The 18,098-nt window shown below is 37.9% G+C and carries 20 protein-coding genes, 1 pseudogene and 1 riboswitch; of the genes and pseudogenes, 2 read left to right on the top strand and 19 right to left on the bottom strand.

Annotation, left to right across the window (positions count from 1 at the left end; all coding sequences use genetic code 11):
- Positions 1-55: 55 nt before the first annotated feature.
- The 7 genes and pseudogenes from L0P31_RS02825 to L0P31_RS02790 form a co-directional block, all read right to left on the bottom strand.
- Positions 56-1,306: a hypothetical protein gene (locus tag L0P31_RS02825; RefSeq protein ID WP_238095642.1), complete on the bottom strand. Its 1,251-nt coding sequence runs from the start codon at positions 1,304-1,306 to the stop codon at positions 56-58.
- Positions 1,299-2,468: a DNA cytosine methyltransferase gene (locus tag L0P31_RS02820; RefSeq protein ID WP_153210136.1), complete on the bottom strand. Its 1,170-nt coding sequence runs from the start codon at positions 2,466-2,468 to the stop codon at positions 1,299-1,301. Before L0P31_RS02820 ends, L0P31_RS02825 begins: the two co-directional genes overlap by 8 nt.
- Positions 2,469-2,858 (bottom strand): hypothetical protein, encoded by a 390-nt coding sequence (locus L0P31_RS02815; RefSeq protein ID WP_153210137.1) that lies wholly within the window; start codon positions 2,856-2,858, stop codon positions 2,469-2,471.
- A gap of 417 nt (positions 2,859-3,275) precedes the next feature.
- Entirely contained in the window at positions 3,276-3,470 is a 195-nt protein-coding gene (locus tag L0P31_RS02810) for a hypothetical protein (RefSeq protein ID WP_000469564.1), read from the bottom strand.
- Positions 3,451-3,783, bottom strand: coding sequence for a hypothetical protein (locus tag L0P31_RS02805; RefSeq protein ID WP_001220782.1), 333 nt, complete (start codon positions 3,781-3,783; stop codon positions 3,451-3,453). The genes L0P31_RS02810 and L0P31_RS02805 overlap by 20 nt, the downstream gene beginning before the upstream one ends.
- Before the next feature lie 359 nt (positions 3,784-4,142).
- A pseudogene (locus tag L0P31_RS02795) lies at positions 4,143-4,987 on the bottom strand (phage replisome organizer N-terminal domain-containing protein).
- A gap of 8 nt (positions 4,988-4,995) precedes the next feature.
- Positions 4,996-5,277 carry a hypothetical protein gene (locus L0P31_RS02790; protein ID WP_000005472.1) on the bottom strand — a complete coding sequence of 94 codons (282 nt, stop codon included), beginning with the start codon at positions 5,275-5,277 and terminating at the stop codon, positions 4,996-4,998.
- 147 nt (positions 5,278-5,424) lie between these two features.
- Between L0P31_RS02790 and L0P31_RS02785 the strand changes: the two genes are divergently transcribed.
- Positions 5,425-5,943 carry a helix-turn-helix domain-containing protein gene (locus tag L0P31_RS02785; RefSeq protein WP_223336354.1) on the top strand — a complete coding sequence of 173 codons (519 nt, stop codon included), beginning with the start codon at positions 5,425-5,427 and terminating at the stop codon, positions 5,941-5,943.
- Positions 5,944-5,994: 51 nt separating this feature from the next.
- Positions 5,995-7,149 (top strand): site-specific integrase, encoded by a 1,155-nt coding sequence (locus L0P31_RS02780; protein WP_238095640.1) that lies wholly within the window; start codon positions 5,995-5,997, stop codon positions 7,147-7,149.
- Between the two features lie 132 nt (positions 7,150-7,281).
- Here the strand turns inward: L0P31_RS02780 and rpsI are convergent, their stop codons facing one another.
- The 12 genes from rpsI to L0P31_RS02720 all read right to left on the bottom strand — a co-directional run bounded on the left by rpsI (position 7,282) and on the right by L0P31_RS02720 (position 18,030).
- The gene (gene rpsI / locus L0P31_RS02775) at positions 7,282-7,674 is read right to left on the bottom strand and encodes a 30S ribosomal protein S9 (protein ID WP_000075964.1); all 393 of its coding nucleotides are present in this window, start codon (positions 7,672-7,674) and stop codon (positions 7,282-7,284) included.
- Between the two features lie 18 nt (positions 7,675-7,692).
- On the bottom strand, positions 7,693-8,139 hold the full coding sequence (gene rplM, locus L0P31_RS02770; protein ID WP_001044624.1) for a 50S ribosomal protein L13: 447 nt from the start codon (positions 8,137-8,139) through the stop codon (positions 7,693-7,695).
- Positions 8,140-8,348: 209 nt separating this feature from the next.
- Complete coding sequence (locus tag L0P31_RS02765; RefSeq protein ID WP_238095638.1) at positions 8,349-9,548, bottom strand: ABC transporter permease; 1,200 nt, start codon at positions 9,546-9,548, stop codon at positions 8,349-8,351.
- The gene (locus L0P31_RS02760; RefSeq protein ID WP_000895279.1) at positions 9,545-10,438 is read right to left on the bottom strand and encodes an ABC transporter ATP-binding protein; all 894 of its coding nucleotides are present in this window, start codon (positions 10,436-10,438) and stop codon (positions 9,545-9,547) included. The genes L0P31_RS02765 and L0P31_RS02760 overlap by 4 nt, the downstream gene beginning before the upstream one ends.
- A gap of 234 nt (positions 10,439-10,672) precedes the next feature.
- Positions 10,673-13,078: a phenylalanine--tRNA ligase subunit beta gene (gene pheT, locus L0P31_RS02755; protein WP_238095636.1), complete on the bottom strand. Its 2,406-nt coding sequence runs from the start codon at positions 13,076-13,078 to the stop codon at positions 10,673-10,675.
- A gap of 76 nt (positions 13,079-13,154) precedes the next feature.
- Positions 13,155-13,664 carry a GNAT family N-acetyltransferase gene (locus tag L0P31_RS02750; RefSeq protein WP_238095634.1) on the bottom strand — a complete coding sequence of 170 codons (510 nt, stop codon included), beginning with the start codon at positions 13,662-13,664 and terminating at the stop codon, positions 13,155-13,157.
- Positions 13,664-14,710, bottom strand: a complete 1,047-nt coding sequence (pheS, locus tag L0P31_RS02745) for a phenylalanine--tRNA ligase subunit alpha (RefSeq protein ID WP_084948109.1) — start codon at positions 14,708-14,710, stop codon at positions 13,664-13,666. The genes L0P31_RS02750 and pheS overlap by 1 nt, the downstream gene beginning before the upstream one ends.
- A 270-nt stretch (positions 14,711-14,980) precedes the next feature.
- A complete protein-coding gene (locus L0P31_RS02740) occupies positions 14,981-15,430 on the bottom strand; it encodes a GNAT family N-acetyltransferase (RefSeq protein ID WP_238095809.1) in 450 nt (149 codons plus the stop codon).
- Positions 15,408-15,854 carry a ParB N-terminal domain-containing protein gene (locus tag L0P31_RS02735; RefSeq protein WP_049516154.1) on the bottom strand — a complete coding sequence of 149 codons (447 nt, stop codon included), beginning with the start codon at positions 15,852-15,854 and terminating at the stop codon, positions 15,408-15,410. Before L0P31_RS02735 ends, L0P31_RS02740 begins: the two co-directional genes overlap by 23 nt.
- 27 nt (positions 15,855-15,881) lie before the next feature.
- Positions 15,882-16,532 carry a phosphatase PAP2 family protein gene (locus L0P31_RS02730; protein WP_238095632.1) on the bottom strand — a complete coding sequence of 217 codons (651 nt, stop codon included), beginning with the start codon at positions 16,530-16,532 and terminating at the stop codon, positions 15,882-15,884.
- The gene (locus tag L0P31_RS02725) at positions 16,522-17,085 is read right to left on the bottom strand and encodes an ECF transporter S component (protein ID WP_000185823.1); all 564 of its coding nucleotides are present in this window, start codon (positions 17,083-17,085) and stop codon (positions 16,522-16,524) included. Before L0P31_RS02725 ends, L0P31_RS02730 begins: the two co-directional genes overlap by 11 nt.
- Before the next feature lie 163 nt (positions 17,086-17,248).
- Positions 17,249-17,467: riboswitch (FMN riboswitch) on the bottom strand.
- Positions 17,468-17,526: 59 nt separating this feature from the next.
- Positions 17,527-18,030, bottom strand: coding sequence for a tRNA (cytidine(34)-2'-O)-methyltransferase (locus L0P31_RS02720; RefSeq protein WP_000181382.1), 504 nt, complete (start codon positions 18,028-18,030; stop codon positions 17,527-17,529).
- Between the last annotated feature and the right edge of the window lie 68 nt (positions 18,031-18,098).

Below are 18,098 nucleotides of genomic sequence, written 5' to 3'. Positions count from 1 at the left end.
TATAATTTTAATAGTTTCTTACTATTAACTGTATCCTTTATCATAAAAATACTATCTAGCCCTCTCTCCATAATGCCCCATCAGGAAATAGCAACGCATCAGAAAAATAACTATAAACTCTAATTTCCTTAGGTTTACTATACGTAGAGCCAAATCTAAGCTGCATAAAATACCTTGGTAATTGTTCAAACGGAATTTCATCGTACTGCTTTGTCAAAATATCTTGCTTTAAATCATTGTTCTTCACCTTTTCAAATAGAGTTTTAATTGTTTGTCCTTTTGAAGGAAGAATATCTAGTCTCTGAGTAACTTCATTATATATAACTTCGCCCCAAGCTAAAACAAGATTTGCTTTTCTATCTTCATATGTTTTTCCTGTCCTTGTTAGCATATAATCTAATGCTGCTAAACATCCCGGGTAAGAATCCCCTCTAAATTGAGCATTAACTTTATATATTATTGTTTCTGTCCGTTCGGACCAAATAGTATTATCAAAGTACATCCCTTCTGACTGTATTGGAACTCCTTCTTTAACTCTGGATATATAGTCAATTACAGCACTAGATGGAACCGTTATAGTAGATGATATCGGAGATAAAGGAGTTCTTAAAGATTTCCTAGTATGTATTTTATTATGATACTCCTTTTGCATGAATAGTTTTCTATTACTTACATGATTTTGAGAAATTAAAGTTCCCTTCTTCTTATTTTGAAAAAATTGAATAATCTCATTTACACATTGAAACATTTCATCCATCTCATTATCAATAACAGGAACATCTGAATTTGTTCTTAATCCTTTATTAGCATTATTTATATCGGGTGAAGTCGGATTAGTACTATAATAACTAGGATAGTAATATAACAAAGCTGGTGCCTCTGGAAAAATATTAGATAATTTTTCTAACGCAAAGAATATTAGAGGATTAATTTCATCCCAATTTGAAGATGAATGCTTCTTTCTATAAACTAATGTAGCCTCTGGGTATATATAAATGGTAGGCACTCTATTCTCAACTGCTGCAGCAAGCCTTGCAAATCGTTGAAAAACATTATGTCCTGTACCAGCTTCCCTAGATATTTCTATCGATAAAATCGGTTCCCCGTTCAAATCAATAATTAAATCTGGAGAATCAAGATATTGAATATTTTTTATATGTGTTGGTAGCTTATGAAAAGATTTTGGTTTGCTCGCATCACTTTCTGGTAAATCCTTAAAAGATACATTCTCATGTCTAAGTAAAGTATTATTATATATAAATTTAGAAAAACCGTCTGTACTCCCCCATAAAACAAATTTATCCATTTTTTTCTCCTAAAATTTTTATTATTCCCTTAGCAATATTATAAGCTAACAATGGTGGTACAGCATTACCAGTTTGAACTCTTCCTTGAACAACTCCTCCCACAAAAACAAAGTCATCTGGGAAGCTTTGAATTCTGGCTCTTTCTCTTACCGATAACCCCCTATTTTGATCGGGGTGACCAAATTGAAACTGTGGTCTAATTCCACCGGCTAATTGTGTTGGACTTTGGATATCCCAAGACAATCTAATTCTTTGTTTATACTTTTCATACATAGGTTTACCAGGTATTGTTCTCTTTATTCTATCAATTGTACTCTCAGGATGTTTAGGGGACTTATGATTTTTCAGAGAATTATTAGCCACATTAGCTCTCATTTGTCTTTGATATTTATTTTGAGCTGGTTTCTCATAACATGTAATCTCCTCATCATTCCCTAATTTAGGCAAGTCACTTATGGCATCACGAATAGTTCTATGAGGATTTTCTAATGTTCCAAACAAAGGTTCTGGAAATTGAAATTCATTCTCTATATCATTCCTTATTCCAACAAAAATTAATCTTTTTCTAATTTGTGGAACACCATAATCAGCTGCATTAAGTAATTCTCTTTTTACCTTGTATCCTAAATTACCCGAAGAAGCTAGTGCTTCAGCTATAGCAATTTCAAATTCTCCATTTCCTAACGATCTCATTCCTGATACATTCTCAATTATTACAACTTTGGGATTATACAAATTTATAAATCTGATAACTTCTAGAAATAGGAAATTTCTCTCATCCTCTACATTCCTTTTTAAATTAGCTAACGAAAATCCTTGGCAAGGAACTCCTGCAGCAACTATATCAACGTTAAGATTATCTATTGCTTCACCGTATAACTCATTCGTAATTTTTCTTACATCTCCTAAGATAGTGGAGGTATAGGGATTATTTAACTCGTATGTTTTTAAAGCTTCAGTAAAAATATCAACACCTAAAATAGGTGTAATCATCCCTGTATCAGTCAACCCTTTTGATAAGCCTCCTGCACCACAACAAATATCAACTAAAGTATATTTCTCTTGTGCTTCTCTATTACTTTTTTTATTTAATTTAGGATCTTTATCCCAGTAATAACTACTCTTTTCAGTAAAACTTTTAACTTTTTCTTTGGAAATCATTTATACCCCCCATACATCATCTACTAATTTTTTATAGTTATCTTTAATTTTTATCTTTTCTTCTTTTGGTATTCCAATAAATGTCTTTAATTCTAGGACGTTCAAATTCAAATCCAATTTAATTTTAAAAGATTTTTCATACTCATTCAAATTCTTCTTCAAAAAATCTAATTTTTCAAAATCTTTTGGATAGTATCTATCCTTATTTTCAAAAATCCATAAATCTTTATCCCGCAGCGCAATTATATCTAAGTTTAATTTTGGAAAATTCCTATGTTCAGGTGACAATAACACACCAGTTCCTGACTGAGGATAATCAAATGCTTTAATTTCAAATCCGTTGCTAACAAGATCTTGAATAATTTTTTTCGTTACAAACTCTTCTTTCATACAATTACCTATTCTTAAAATAATTTAGTACAGTATCATTCTATCACTATTCTCAATAAATTACGATTAATAAACAATGTCTATACGTTGTTACTTGTAACAAAAAATCTTTGTGCATATTCTCATTGTAAATTAAACTATAAATAAGACTTATATAACTCTCCAACTCTTAAAAAATGGGTTTGGGGATTCCCCAAAATTCAAATCATCCCAAAAAGTACATACACTTTGTGTATACAAATTTTGGGATGGTTTTGGGAGTGTGTGTATACAGACTCTGAGCTCGCAAAGTCATATTATGATAAATCTTTCCTTCTCGATAAAATAATCCCAAAAATCAATTTGACTGTCATTTGTGTGTACAAATATTTTAAGAAGATATATAAAAAACGCTGCAAAAATTTTAACAGCGTTTCCTTATTTTAAAATTCTCATATGTCTTTCTTTTTTATGGTTAGCATCGTAGTATTCCAGCATCGCATGATACAAACGAGCCTTCGTTTTATCTTGTTGTTTAATCCCATGAAGAAATAATTCTGCTCGCTTTAATTTCAATATGTATTCGCATATCTGATCAAAATCCTTATCCATATTACTTTTGAAAATAAACATCTTTTTCCTCCATCACATCAACTATTTTTTGCATCAAAATAGACATATCCATTTTGTTTTCATAGCTTATTCTCCCAACTACAGTTGCAAGACGGGCTATAGAATTGATATTCTTTCCGACTTGTTCCAACTCTTCTGTTAAAGGAACTAAACCTTCAAAAGAGACTTTTTGGATGTTCAAATCTGTTCGTATTAATTTTTGTCTAGCAAACTCAGAAAAATTACGAATATTTTCCTTCCTCATACAATCATTTAATTTTTTATTTTCTTCTTCCGTCAAAAACACCTGTTTCAACACAGATTTTATTCTCATGGTCCTATCACCTCGTTTTCTTATTTAGTCGTTTTACAAGTTCTTTCACTTGTTTACTTGTCTTCTTTTCATATTCTATCATCAGCTCAACGCAGTAGTGAAATATCCTTACATTATCCAAATCCTCACTTTGTTCTGCTATTCTTTCTAACTGACGTAAGTTATTGATAATTCTTCTAACTTGAAATATAAAGTCATGATAAGATTCAAAATCAAATTGAAGATAAATAGGCGAGCTCTTAAATAACATTTTTCTGGCATAAGAGGAAAAACTTAGATGATTTGTCATTTCAATCAAGTTATTCACTATTTCATTTTGCTCCTCAGTGATGTAACATTTCTTTAGAACAGTCCTATATCTACTCATTTATCATATACTTCTTTCGGGCATTTTCATGGGCAATAGCTTTGCACTCCAGCATACGTTCCTGCTTTAAATTCTCCATAGACTTAAATAAATACGCCAAAGGAGACGTCGCATCCTCAGGAATCCGTTCAATCATGCTAATGACTTCATCACTAGTTACATACCCACTAGCCAAATACTCGCCTATCTTCATCTTCTGAGCATGTGTTAAAGTGTAATTGTTAGGATACAAAAATCTATCATTGTACTTATAAGAAATGGATTCTAACAAAGAATAATATTTGGGTGGAATATAAGTTTCAGGCTTTCTAGAACTATTATCCAGTATATTCTCAATCTCTTTCTTATTCTTATTCTTACTCTTGTTCTTAATCTCTTGCGTTACATTATCATTTTCATCCGTTACTGTAACGTTACAGTCTAAAACGAGTTGTGGCTCGCCTGTAATTAGTGCTTTTTGTTTTGTCTATGACGAGCAACACGTTCCCTAGTTTGTTTTCTAATCTTTTCTAGTCCATCTATATTCTGATGTTTCTCCCATTTTGGAATGGTAATAGCGCCATCTATGATTTCTATCATGCCAAATTCTTCAAACATGCTGAGAGCTAATTTTACAGATGTAGCCTTTCGCCTAAACACTGTTGAAAGCATCTCTTCTGTGTAATAAACCTTGTTCCCTAGACTTAATATGCCACTATTATTTTGCTTTCCTGCAAGCACCAGAATTTTAAACCATATTACAATAAGAGTATCTCCTTCTGGCATTGATTCTATTAGCTGAATTTTTTCATCATCAAATATATCTGTTGTTATCTTGATCCACTGAACACCATTCATACGAGTACCTATCTTTCATATTGCTTCAACCATCGTGTTACTGCTCTTTTATCGTATAAAGTCACTCCATCAATCACCATGGTTGGCATTCCTTCTTTCGTCCATTTTTGGATTGTTGTCGTAGATACATCTAACCACCTAGACAAACCTGACATACGAACCATAGGTTTATAAAGTTCTTTATCTTCAAATACTCTTGCTACAGCATTTGAAATCATCTCATCATAGTGAGCACGTAATTGCTTCTCTAATTCTTTAGGAAGCTGGACAACTAAAGTAGTTTCCGACATAAATTCACACCTCATTTCTAAATTAAATAAGCTCCGAAACCATTTAATTTGTTATTCATTTTGAATTATATATCCTTTTTGAATTTTTGCCAAGCTTTTTTATTCAAAAAGAATAAAATGTGTTATAATGATAAAAAGGAGGTTCTTATGACGAATCATATTACTAAACTGATAGAAAATAGCGGAAAAAAATTGACAGAAATTAGCGAAGCTACAAATATAGCCTATCCTACACTTTCTGGATACAATCAAGGAATCCGCAAACCTAAAAAAGATAATGCTGAAAAATTGGCAAAATACTTTAATGTTTCCGTCGCTTACATTATGGGACTTGATAGCAACCCACACGCTCCATCAAATCTTAAAATTGTTACAGATAGTTTCAAAACATCTAAAATTGGTTCTGTAACACCTTTTAAAAGCGATATGGAGAAATTAAAGAAAAGTATCGAATTTGGTGAAAGATCATTAACACTACCACTTGATGATAGTTTTTCAGATGAATTTCGTCATATATTCTCAGAATACCTAGCTGAGAAAAACAAACGTTTTATGTCTGAGTTTATAGACTATATGAATCATCAAAATAAAGATTCTAAAGTTTGGCAGAGCTGGATTAAAACAGACGAATACGCTATCCGCCAAGAAGATAGAAAAAATAGATAGACACTCATTTCTCGATTACATAAGCTCCGAAAACTTAGATACGGAGAAAAAATGTCTATACACAAATACAAAACAAAAAAAGGAATCCTTTACTATGTCAGCTTTTACATTGGCTTAGATGCTTATGGAAAGAAAAAAAGGCACTTAAAGAGAGGATTCAAAACCAAAAAAGAGGCAAAATTGTACGAAGCTCGTTTAGAAGCTGGTGTCGTCGCCCCTACAGTAAATGCCGACAAACATAATCCCAAAGTCACTTATAAAGAACTTTATCAAGAATGGTTTAAGGCATATGTTGGTACCGTTGAAGAAACAACTTCTTCCCAAACTAAGAATATCTATCGAATACATATTCTACCAATATTTGGCGATAAATTTATTGACCAAATCAGTCCTTTAGACTGTCAAAACTTTATTACACAAAAATCTCAGACTTTCAAAAATATCAAACAGATAAAATCCTATACCTCAAAAATTTTTGATTTTGCAATCAACATGAACTACATTGATCGAAATCCAATGAAGAATGTTATCATGCCTAAAATCAAAAAAACTAGATCAGATAATTTTTGGTCTCTGGAGGAATTACATCATTTTCTTGATATAGTGAAAGAAACTGAGCCATTTAAACATTTTGCTTTATTTAGACTGCTGGCATTTAGTGGACTACGAAAAGGGGAGTTATACGCTTTAAAATGGGTTGATATTAACTTTGACAGTAATCTATTGAACATAGATAAAAGTCTAGGAAGAATTGACGGTAAAGCGATTGAAAAGAGTACAAAGAATGAATCTTCAGTTCGTACAATCTATCTTGATGATGAGACAATCGATATTATTAAGCAATGGAGAAATTTCTATCTGAAAGAACAATCTCAGTTTCCTCTTACAAAGCTGAATATTAGTAACGAATATATGTTCTCTTACATATCAAGTAATGACAAAATTGAACCTTTGCATGCTGATTACATTAATAACGTACTGAATCGAATTATTAAAAAGCATAAATTAAAACCAATTAGCCCACATGGGTTTAGACATACACATGCAACACTTATGTCTGAAATTGGAATCGATCCTTCTAATACATCAAAACGTCTCGGTCATGCAAGCAGTCAGATGACATTAGATGTCTATACTCACACCACAAAAACTGGGGAGAAAAACTCTATTGACAAATTTGCAGATTATCTCAATAAAGCAAAATAGAATTATGATTTTTAAAATTTTGAAGAGGTTATCAGAAGGTTATCACAAAGCTATTCTAGCTCAAAAATCGACAAAAAAGCACTTTGCAAAATCTTTGCAAAGTGCTTTGAAACGTTGATATAATCGTATTGATTAACGTTTTGAGAATTGTGATGCTTTACGAGCTTTCTTAAGACCTGGTTTTTTACGTTCAACTTTACGTGAGTCACGTGTAAGAAGTCCTGCGCGTTTCAATGAATCGCGGAAGTCTGGGTCTACTTGAAGAAGGGCACGAGCGATACCGTGACGGATAGCTCCTGATTGACCTGCGTATCCACCACCTACAACGTTAACGAAAACGTCGTATGAACCTGCAGTTGAAGTAACTGCGAATGGTTGGTTGATTACAAGACGAAGGTCAGCGTGTGGGATGTACTCTTCAACATCTTTTTTGTTAACAGTGATTTTACCAGTTCCTGGAACAAGGCGAACGCGTGCAACAGCGTTTTTACGACGTCCAGTACCTGCATATTGTGCTTGTGACATACTTTATTGTTCCTTTCCTTAGATAAGTCCTGAAATATCAAGAACTTCTGGTTGTTGTGCAGCGTGAGTGTGCTCAGCTCCAACAAATACTTTCAACTTCATACCTTGAGCGCGTCCAAGAGTATTGTGTGGAAGCATACCTTTAACTGATTTCTCGATCAAACGTACTGCATTTTTAGAACGAAGTTCACCTGCAGAGATTTGTTTCAATCCACCTGGGTGGTTTGAGTGAGTGTAATAGATTTTATCAGTTGCTTTTTTACCAGTCAATTTAACTTTTTCAGCATTGATAACAATCACAAAGTCACCTGTATCAGTGTGTGGTGTAAATGTTGGTTTGTTTTTTCCGCGAAGTACGCTAGCAACTACTGCAGAAAGGCGTCCAAGAGGTACATCAGTTGCGTCAACAACGTACCATTTGCGTTCTACTTGGCCTGGTTTAGCCATGAATGTAGTTTTGTTCATGATTTCTCCTATATGAATGTCGTTTTTGTTTACAGGGCGGATGTTCCGGTCCGCAAGTTATTTGAAAGGTTCCGGGGCCTTACAAATGGGGTAAACAATACCGCCTACTATAATACCAAATTTCACCCCTAAAAGTCAATAGATATGAAAAATATTTTTCTGAATTCCACTCTTTTTATCTCTAAAAACCTCGCTTTCGCGAGGCTCTTCTATTTATAAGATAAGGCACGTTTAAAGGTTTTCCAAGGACCTAAATCATCTGTTTGCAGAACGAGACTAGCATACATACGTCCGATAAAGACTGTTGCCGTTACTGCAAAAGCAATCGTAATAGCAAGCGAAATCCAAGCTTCTAACCCATTTGCATAACCATTAATAGCTCTAAACGGCATGAAGAAAGTCGAAATAAAGGGAATATAAGACCCAATTTTCAAAATCAAATTGTCTCCTGCAGCGCCCAAGGCTGTTACACCCATAAAGCCTGCTATAATCAAGATCATCAATGGCGACAAGGCTTTTCCTGCATCCTCAGGGCGAGAAACCATAGATCCTAGGAAGGCTGCTAAAACAACGTACATAAAGAGGCTAACCAAGACAAACAATAAGGTGTTGAGCGAGAAAGCCTCTCCTATATGGTTTAAAATACCAGATTGTGCCAAGATTGGTAGGTCCTTAAAGAGAAGAATGGCAGCAAGTCCACCCACGACGTAAATGCCAATATGGGTCAAAATCACAAGAAACAGAGCCAGCATGCGAGCGTAGAAATAATGACTAGCTCGGATACTAGAGAAGACCACCTCCATAATTTTGGTTCCTTTCTCGCTAGCCACTTCCTGAGCAGTGACACTAGCATAGGTAATCAAAATCATATAAAGGAAGAAACCAAGCCCTGCGGCCGCAAAGGTTTGAATCATTTTTTTATTTTCCTTGGATTCATCAATTTTCTCCGTAAAGTTAACTGTTTGTTCCAAGCGTTTTTCCTGTTCTTGTGACAAATTGGCTGCCGAACGATTGAGTTGGTATTGCAGTTCGTTGAGCTTATTGGTTACTGCTAGCTTGATGCCTGTTTCAAGAGAAGTTTCACCATGATAGACGGCCTTGAGGACACTGTCCTCTTGGTCAATGGTTAGGTATCCCTTGATTTTCTCATCTTTGATAGCAGCTTGGGCACTGGCTTCATCCTGATAATCAAAATTGAGACCATTGCTACCCTTGAGCCCATCTTCCACAGATGGCACAGTTGTTACTACTGCTATCTTACTATTCTTGGCCATAGAAGACCCTTGGAGATAACCAATTCCTACAGATAAGGCTAAAAAGAGGAACGGCGAAATCACCATAAAGAAGAAACTCCACGATTTGACATGTCGAAGATAGGTTTCCTTGATTACAACCCACATATTTCTCATACTTCCACCCCTGATTCTAGTTTAAAGATTTCATCGATTGTTGGCGCTTGCTGGTCAAAGGTTGCGATATATTGCCCTTGAGTCAAGATTGGGAAAAGTTCCCTTCCAGCACTCTCATCCTCTAAGATCAATTTCCAACTGCCTTGCTTGGTCAAGCTCACCTGTTTGACATGAGGAAGTTTTTCCAATTCTTCCTTGCTTCGTTCACTTGAAACAAAGAGACGCGTTTTCCCGTATTGGTTGCGGACATCCTGAACTGGTCCATGCAAGACCACACGACCATCTCGAATCATCAAAATATCATCACAAAGTTCCTCGACATTGGTCATGACATGATCAGAAAAGATAATGGTTGCCCCACGTTCTTTTTCTTGAAAAATGACTTGCTTGAGCAATTCTGTATTGACTGGGTCCAATCCACTGAAAGGCTCATCCAAGATAATCAAGTCTGGTTCATGAATCAGAGTAATGATGAGCTGAATCTTCTGTTGATTTCCTTTTGACAGACTCTTGATTTTATCTGTCAGCTTCCCTTTCACTTCCAACCTCTTCATCCATTGAGGGAGTTTTTCCTTGATTTCCTTAGCATCCATGCCCTTTAGAGTCGCCAAATAACGAACTTGTTCAAGGACTGTCAATTTAGGCATGAGACTGCGTTCTTCAGGTAGATAGCCAATCCGAGCGTAGGTCTCCTGACGAATATCCTGACCATCCAGACTAATTTCTCCTTGATATTCTAAAAACTTCAAAATACTGTGGAAAATCGTTGTTTTCCCAGCACCGTTTTTCCCGACTAATCCCAAAATACGACCTGGTCGCGCTTGAAAGTCAATACCAAACAAAACTTGCTTGGGTCCAAAACTTTTCTCTAGACTTCTTACTTCTAGCATCTTTCACCTCCGAAATGTCTTGCACTCATTATACTCCTTTTTGATAGCCTTTACAATGATTTTTGTCCATTTTATCATCCTCATTTTAGTAAAAAATCTTAGGGTACTTTGAGTTATGAATACATTATACACTGGTAAACTCCAATTTATCTTCTCTGTTCCTCAACTGTCTATTTTTGATCCTGAATTGTTATTTGAAAAGCAAAAATCCACCCCGAAGGATGGATTGATAAGTTAACGCATTTCTGCATTGACTTTTTCTTCAAGAGACGCTTGGATTTTTTCCATGTAGCGTGCGACTTCTTCGTCCGTTAAGCTGTCTTCTGGATTTTGGAAGGTCAAGCTATAGGCCATTGACTTCATACCAAGTCCCAATTTTTCACCTGAGAAGACGTCAAAGAGTTTGATATCTGTCAAACGTTTCACGCCGGCAGCTTGGATAGCGTCCACAACTTCTTGGTGAGTCACTTCTGCCTTAAGGAGAAGGGCAACGTCACGGCTAACTGCTGGGAATTTGGTGATTTCCACAAATGGAGTAGCAGGTTGAAGGACCACTTCGATTGCTGAAAGGTTGAGCTCAGCTACATACGTTTCTGGAATATCGTAAGCCTTAGCAGTGACTGGATGCACTTGGCCAAGGAAACCAAGAACTTGGTCACCGAGTAAAATCATAGCTGTACGTCCTGGGTGGAGGCTAGCGATTTCAGATGTTGCCGTATAGGTTACTTGGAGGCCCAAACGAGCAAAGAGGGCCTCAAGGATTCCTTTAGCATAGAAGAAATCAACTGGAACTGCTGCTGTTTGGAAATCTTTTTCAGCAACCAAGCCTGTCAAGGCAAAGGCAAAGCTATTAATCTCATTTGGAAGTTCTTCTTTTGGATTGCCTGTTTGTTCAAAGACTTTTCCGATCTCGTAAAGGGCCAAGTTTTTGTTCTTACGAGCCACGTTGTAGGCAACAGTATCAAGAATACCTGAGATCATATTTTGACGGAGGACAGAACGGTCCACTGTCATTGGCCACATGAGTTCAGTAAGGTTACTTGGTTGAGCCGTAAACTCAACTGCTTTTTCAGGCGTTGTCAGAGCGTAGGTGATGATTTCTGTCAAACCTGCCCCTTCAGCAATGGTACGAACTTGACGGCGGAGTTTTTGTGTGGCTGTCAATTCACCAGCTGTACCATCATCTTTTGGAAGGCTGGTTGGCAAGCGGTCATAACCATAGATACGAGCGATTTCTTCAAAGAGGTCTGCCTCGATTGTGATATCCCAACGACGACGAGGTACGCTGACTGTAAAGCTATCTGCATTTCCAGAAAGGCCAAAGCCAAGACGACGGAAGACGTCTTCTACATCAGCATAAGAAAGATCAGTTCCGAGGACACGGTTAACATCAGCAAGAGTTGAAGAAACTTCCACATCAGAGGTATCAAGCTCACCTGCTGAAACGATACCTTTACGTACCGTTGCACCTGCAAGCTCTGCAATCATGCTAGCTGCCGCATCAAGAGCTTCGTTAACAGTTGCCACATTGATACCTTTTTCAAAGCGAGAAGATGACTCAGAACGAAGGTTGAGACGACCGCTGGTCTTACGTATTGATTTTCCGTTGAAGACTGCAGCTTCAAGGACGACACGACTAGATTTCTCAGAGATTTCTGTTGCTTGACCACCCATAACACCTGCAAGGGCTACTGGCTTGTCTGCGACAGTGATAACTAAGTCATTCACGTCCAAGTCACGTTCTTCACCATCTAAAGTCATCAATTTTTCACCAGCACGCGCTTCACGCACACGGATATCACTCCCTTCAAAGGTATCCAAGTCAAAGGCGTGCATTGGTTGACCAAAGTAGAGCAGGATGTAGTTTGTCACGTCCACCACGTTGTTAATAGGACGGATACCTTCATTCATAAGAAGATTTTGCAACCATTGTGGACTTGGTGCGATAGTCACATTGTCCAAGATACGAGCTGCATAGTAAGGCGACTTGTCTGTCTCAATGCCCACAGAAAGAGCATCTGCTGCAGCTTGGTCAGTTTCTGAAAGAGTAAATTCTTTAAAGTTGACTGCCTTATCATAGATAGCTGCCACTTCGTGAGCCACTCCACGCATAGAAAGGGCATCCGCACGGTTGGGTGTGATAGAAAGTTCGATGATTTCATCATCCAAGTCTAGATATGAGAAGACTTCCTCACCTGGAACGGCGTCTTCAGGCAAGATTTGGATGCCATCTGCGAATTCCTTTGGTACAACTGAGTCAGAAATTCCCAGTTCACCAAGTGAACAGATCATCCCAAGTGACTCGAAACCACGGATTTTTCCTTTTTTGATTTTGTAGTTGTCAGCGATGCGAGCTCCTGGAAGAGCCACCATAACCTTGATGCCAGCACGCACATTTGGGGCACCACAAACGATTTGACGGGCTTCTTCTTCGCCAACGTTAACCTGACAAACATGGAGGTGAGTTTCTGGCACATCTTCGCAAGACAAGACCTCACCGACGACAATTTTCGAGAGACCGGCAGCAGGTGATTCGACACCTTCTACCTCGATCCCTGTAGTTGACATTTTTTCAGCCAACTCTTGTGATGGCACATCAATGTCCACCAATTCTTTTAACCATTTATAAGATACAAGCATAATTTAGTTTTCCAGAATGACAGTTATCACTCTAGTTCTTTTCCTTTCCTATCATTTCAATAGAAGAATCCTCTTCTTACCTTAATTTCTTTTTCAGTAACCAATCCGTATCTACTTTTTGGCCAATCATAAAATAATGTTGGCTAAATTTTTCAAAACCATATCGATTATAAAACGCTTGAGCTTTTGTATTATGCTCCCAAACACCTAACCAAACCCAGGAAAAACTATTTTTTGTAGCAAGTTCAAGAGCGAATTCAAACAGTTGCTTACCGAATCCAAATCCTTGGAATTTTTGTAGCACATAGAGGCGTTGAATTTCAAAAGCATCCTCTAATTCTCTCTCAGTCTGAGCACTTCCCCAGTTGACCTTGAGAAAACCAGCTATCTCCTCTTCATGCATAATGAAATAGGTTTCGGATTCTGGATTTTCCAACTCAGTTGACAAAACTCTCAGACTATAAGCATCTTCAAAGTATTCCTGTAACTGCTCTTCCGTATTATCATGAGCAAATGTTTCACGAAAGGTTTGTTTGGCTATTTTAGTCAACACCTCAACATCTGCCATTTCTACTTTTCTAATCATTATTTAAACTGTTCTGAGAAACGGACATCTCCTTGGTAGAATCCACGGATATCGTTGATTCCGTAACGAAGCATAGCTACACGCTCTTGTCCAAGACCAAAGGCAAATCCAGAGTAAACAGTCGCATCGATACCACTCATTTCAAGGACACGTGGGTGAACCATACCGGCACCCATAATTTCGATCCAACCAGTTTTCTTACATACGTTACAGCCTTCTCCACCACACTTGAAGCAAGAAACATCCACCTCAACAGATGGCTCTGTGAATGGGAAGTAAGATGGACGCAGACGGATCTGACGCTCTTCACCGAACATTTTTTGCACAATCAACTGAAGGGTTCCTTGAAGATCAGCCATAGAGATATTTTTCCCAACAACTAAGCCTTCAATTTGGTGGAACTGGTGACTGTGGGTCGCATCGTCCGTATCACGACGGAAGACACGCCCTGGTGAGATCATTTTCAAAGGACCTTTTGAAAAATCATGGGCATCCATAGCACGCGCCTGCACTGGAGACGTGTGAGTACGGAGTAAGATTTCTTCTGTGATGTAGAAAGTGTCCTGCATGTCGCGAGCTGGGTGGTCTTTGGGAAGATTCATACGTTCAAAGTTATAGTAGTCTTGTTCAACTTCAAAACCATCCACTACTTGGTAACCCATCCCGATGAAGATGTCTTCAATTTCCTCACTGGTTTGTGTGAGGATGTGACGGTGACCAGTCGCAACTGGACGACCTGGAAGCGTAACATCAATGCTCTCACTTGCTAGTTGAGCTTCAACTTTCTTTTCTTCCAAGAGCTTAGCTGATTCTTCAAATGCAGCTGTCAAAACATCACGAGCTTCATTGACGTGTTTTCCGATAACAGGGCGCATTTCTGCTGATACATCCTTCATCCCTTTAAGAATTTCAGTAAGGGAACCTTTTTTACCAAGGACAGAGACGCGCAATTCTTGCAGCTCTTTTTCATTTTCAGCATAAATCTGCTTCAAGCTAGCTAGCGTTTCTTCACGAAGCGCTTTTAATTGTTCTTCAATAGTTGACATAATTCCTCCATCAGTCTCTCGTAGATAAAAAGAAAACCACATGCCAAAAACTCCACTCGGAGCGTTGACACGCGGTACCATCCGTTTTTATCTGACAAGTCAGACCTTTATTTCTGAATCCATAGGCAAGTGAATTCACCCAGCTTTCATATAGAGAGCTTTCAGTCACGGCTCTCCTCCCTGATATATTTCCCTTAGGCTACTAGTCTTGCGGATTTCTATTCAATTACTACATAGTTTATCAGATTTTTAGTTAAAAAACAAGTTAGATTAGACTAATTTCAGTATAAAACTCGTTCCTTTTTCTGTTACTCCATCTTCCACAAATCCAAGCGACTTGAAACACCTCCTAGAAGTATGATTGTAGGTGTAGATTTCCTTGACTTTCAATTCTTTCCATCCTTTTACTCGAGCCAATTCAATCAAAGTACTTAGAATCTTTTTCCCAAGTCCTCGATGTTGGTAAGCGGGATTCCCAATCACAATGGGGAGATTATCCTGAGATAGAGTAACATCCCCAATTGGAAACCATTCTCCCTTGTCCTTGACTTCAATCCAAAAAAGCTCACCATGCTGATCCAAATAGGAATACATAGCTTCCAAGGTCGCTGGACTGTAAGGTCGCTTCACACCATCTACGAGGTAAACCAAGTTCACATCCTGATACCAAGCCAAAGCTTCCTCACAATGATTGACCTTATAATAAGGAACAAGACGCAGTGCATGATCTATTTGTAGGGTCTGTTTCATCTGCTTTCCTTTTCAATAAGAGAGTTGTTGCTTGATTAAAACCCTCACACCAGTTATACCATTTTGCTTCATACTCATCTTGAGGTAAGATATGATTTTTTAAATCCAGAACAGAGTAAATCTTTCTTTCCTCACAAGCTTGCGCATAGAGATGATATAGTTCATCACCGCCGTCTCTATCAAACTCAGCAGAAATCGTATCCCGACCTGCCAATAAAGCCTGATAAGCCCTGTGATGCCCATCTGTAATCAACAAGCAATTTCCAAATGCAAGAATAGCAATTGGATCAACATTGTTTAGTTCTACAGACTGATAAAGTGTCTGGATTCCTGCCAGTTTCTTTTCTGATAAGTATAGTTGAGTTGGATGAAGATCTTTTATGTTGACTTTCATTTCTTTCTCCTCAAGGGAATTTGATACTCACTTCTGTTTGCCTTTAAATCGCCATTGGAAGCGGAGCTTATCATAAAAGGGAAATTCGATAAACAGGACTCCCAAACCCACACAGAGACTGGCAAGGACATCTGATGGGTAATGAACTCCCAGATAGACCCTTGATACCAACACACTGACTAGGTAGAGACCTAGCACGATTTGCACGATTTTTCTCCAGACTGGATCTTTCATCCGTTGACTGAGGACGACAATCAGAGTGCCTACCATCAAGGTTACAGCCAGAGAATGTCCACTTGGAAAAGAAAATCCCTTCTCCTCTACCAAGTGTAATATAGCTGGTCGTGGGCGCTGGTAGATATTTTTAAAGGTCACGATTAAAAGACCTGCCAAAGCCAGATTTCCCAGCATGAAGAAACTTTCTATCTTCCATCTTTTACGATAAAAGACAAAGGCTGCGATGGCAACCCAGGTGATAATCACTGGGATATCAATCAGGCGTGTAATGGCTCGGAAGAGAGTAGTCAAATAATCTGGCAAGTCTCCTCGAACGGCTGTCTGTATCGGTTGGTCAAAACCGACCAGCGTTTCAGGGTAAAATTTGACCATGTAGCCAAGAATAACGAAAAGTAAAAGGGCAAAACTGCCCTTCATTAAAAATGTTTGTTTATCTTTCATAGTGTTTTAAGGTTGGTTTCAAAAGGACGTACAACAACCAGAATGAAACGGAAAAGATTACACCCTCAATCAAGTTAAAAGGTAATACCATGGTCATTAGGTAGTTGGAAAGTCCCAAAATTTTTCCAATATCAAAGTTAGCAAACTTAGCATACAAAGGAACAGCATAAACATAGTTGAGAACCAACATAGCCACGGTTAAACCAATAGTTCCAGCTAGAGAGCCTAGTAGGAAACGAAGGGTTGTCCGTTCCTTTTTCCAAATCAAAGCAAATACGATGACAAAAACTCCTAAAGCTACGATATTCATTGGCAAGCCAATGTAAGTATTCACTCCCTGGCTGTTAAGAAGCAATTTCAATAGTGAGCGAAGCAAGAGAATTCCTAGAGCAGCAGGCAAATCCATGACCACCAGACCCACAAGGACTGGCAAGATACTAAATTCGATCTTGAGGAAGGACGCCGCTGGCAAAAGCGGAAAGTCAAAGTACATCAGCACAAATGAGATGGCTGATAAAATCGCAATGGTCGAAAGTCGACGTGTGTTTGTCATAACAGGTTCCTCCAATTTTCTATAAAATCAGAAGAAGTTAGAAAGGATTCCTCTATCTATTCTCACTTTTTATATCCCAAAAGTCCCCTCTCACTCTATTAAGGAAATTCAAGCAAGCGGTTACAGTTTAGCTATAAATCTATCAGAACAGACAAAGCTATTCTTTCGTCTTCTCCCATCCAGACTATACTGTCGGTTGTGGAATCTCACCACATCAGCTTGCGCTCGCGGACTTATTTGGCTAAGATATTTTAGATTTATCTAGGCGTCGCAGTCGAAGATAATACTTAAAGTATATCGAGACAAGACAACGACGAGAAAACTAAAATAGATAGTCAAATTTACCGCCGGTCGGGAATCACACCCTGCCCTGAAGACTCTTTTATCATAACAAAAAACGCTTGCAAGCGCAAGCATTTTGTTCATTTTCATTTTCATTTTTTATTTCAATTTATCCACTTCATAGGTATGAACAAGCTCAAGACCTGCAAAGTTCTGCTGGCGAAGAGCCTCATAGACAATCATGCAGACGGTATTAGACACATTAAGACTGCGGACATGTTCATCATTCATAGGAATACGAAGAGCCTTCTCAGGATGTTCGCGCATAAAGTCTTCAGGTAAACCCTTGTCTTCACGTCCAAAAAGAAAATAATGGTCCTCGTCAGTCGATAAATCCACATCAGAATACACTTTCTCAGCGAATTTAGAAATCAGGTAGAGTTTGCCCTTCATCTGAGACATGAAATCCTCCAAACTCTCGTAAAAATAAATCTCTAGCTTATCCCAATAATCCAACCCCGCCCGCTTCATCTTGCGATCATCGATAGGAAAGCCCATTGGCTTGATGATGTGGAGGGGAGAATTGGTCGCAGCGCAAGTACGCGCGATATTGCCTGTATTTTGTGGAATTTGAGGTTCAAATAATACAATGTGATTTGTCATGACTTGCTTCCTTTCACCATTGCAAAAAAATAGCCACACTGCCCGGAGTCAAGCTCAGCAAACAGCGT

Source organism: Streptococcus mitis (assembly GCF_022137125.1).
Classification (GTDB): Bacteria; Bacillota; Bacilli; order Lactobacillales; family Streptococcaceae; genus Streptococcus; species Streptococcus mitis_CE.
This window is presented reverse-complemented; position numbering and strand designations above follow the sequence as displayed.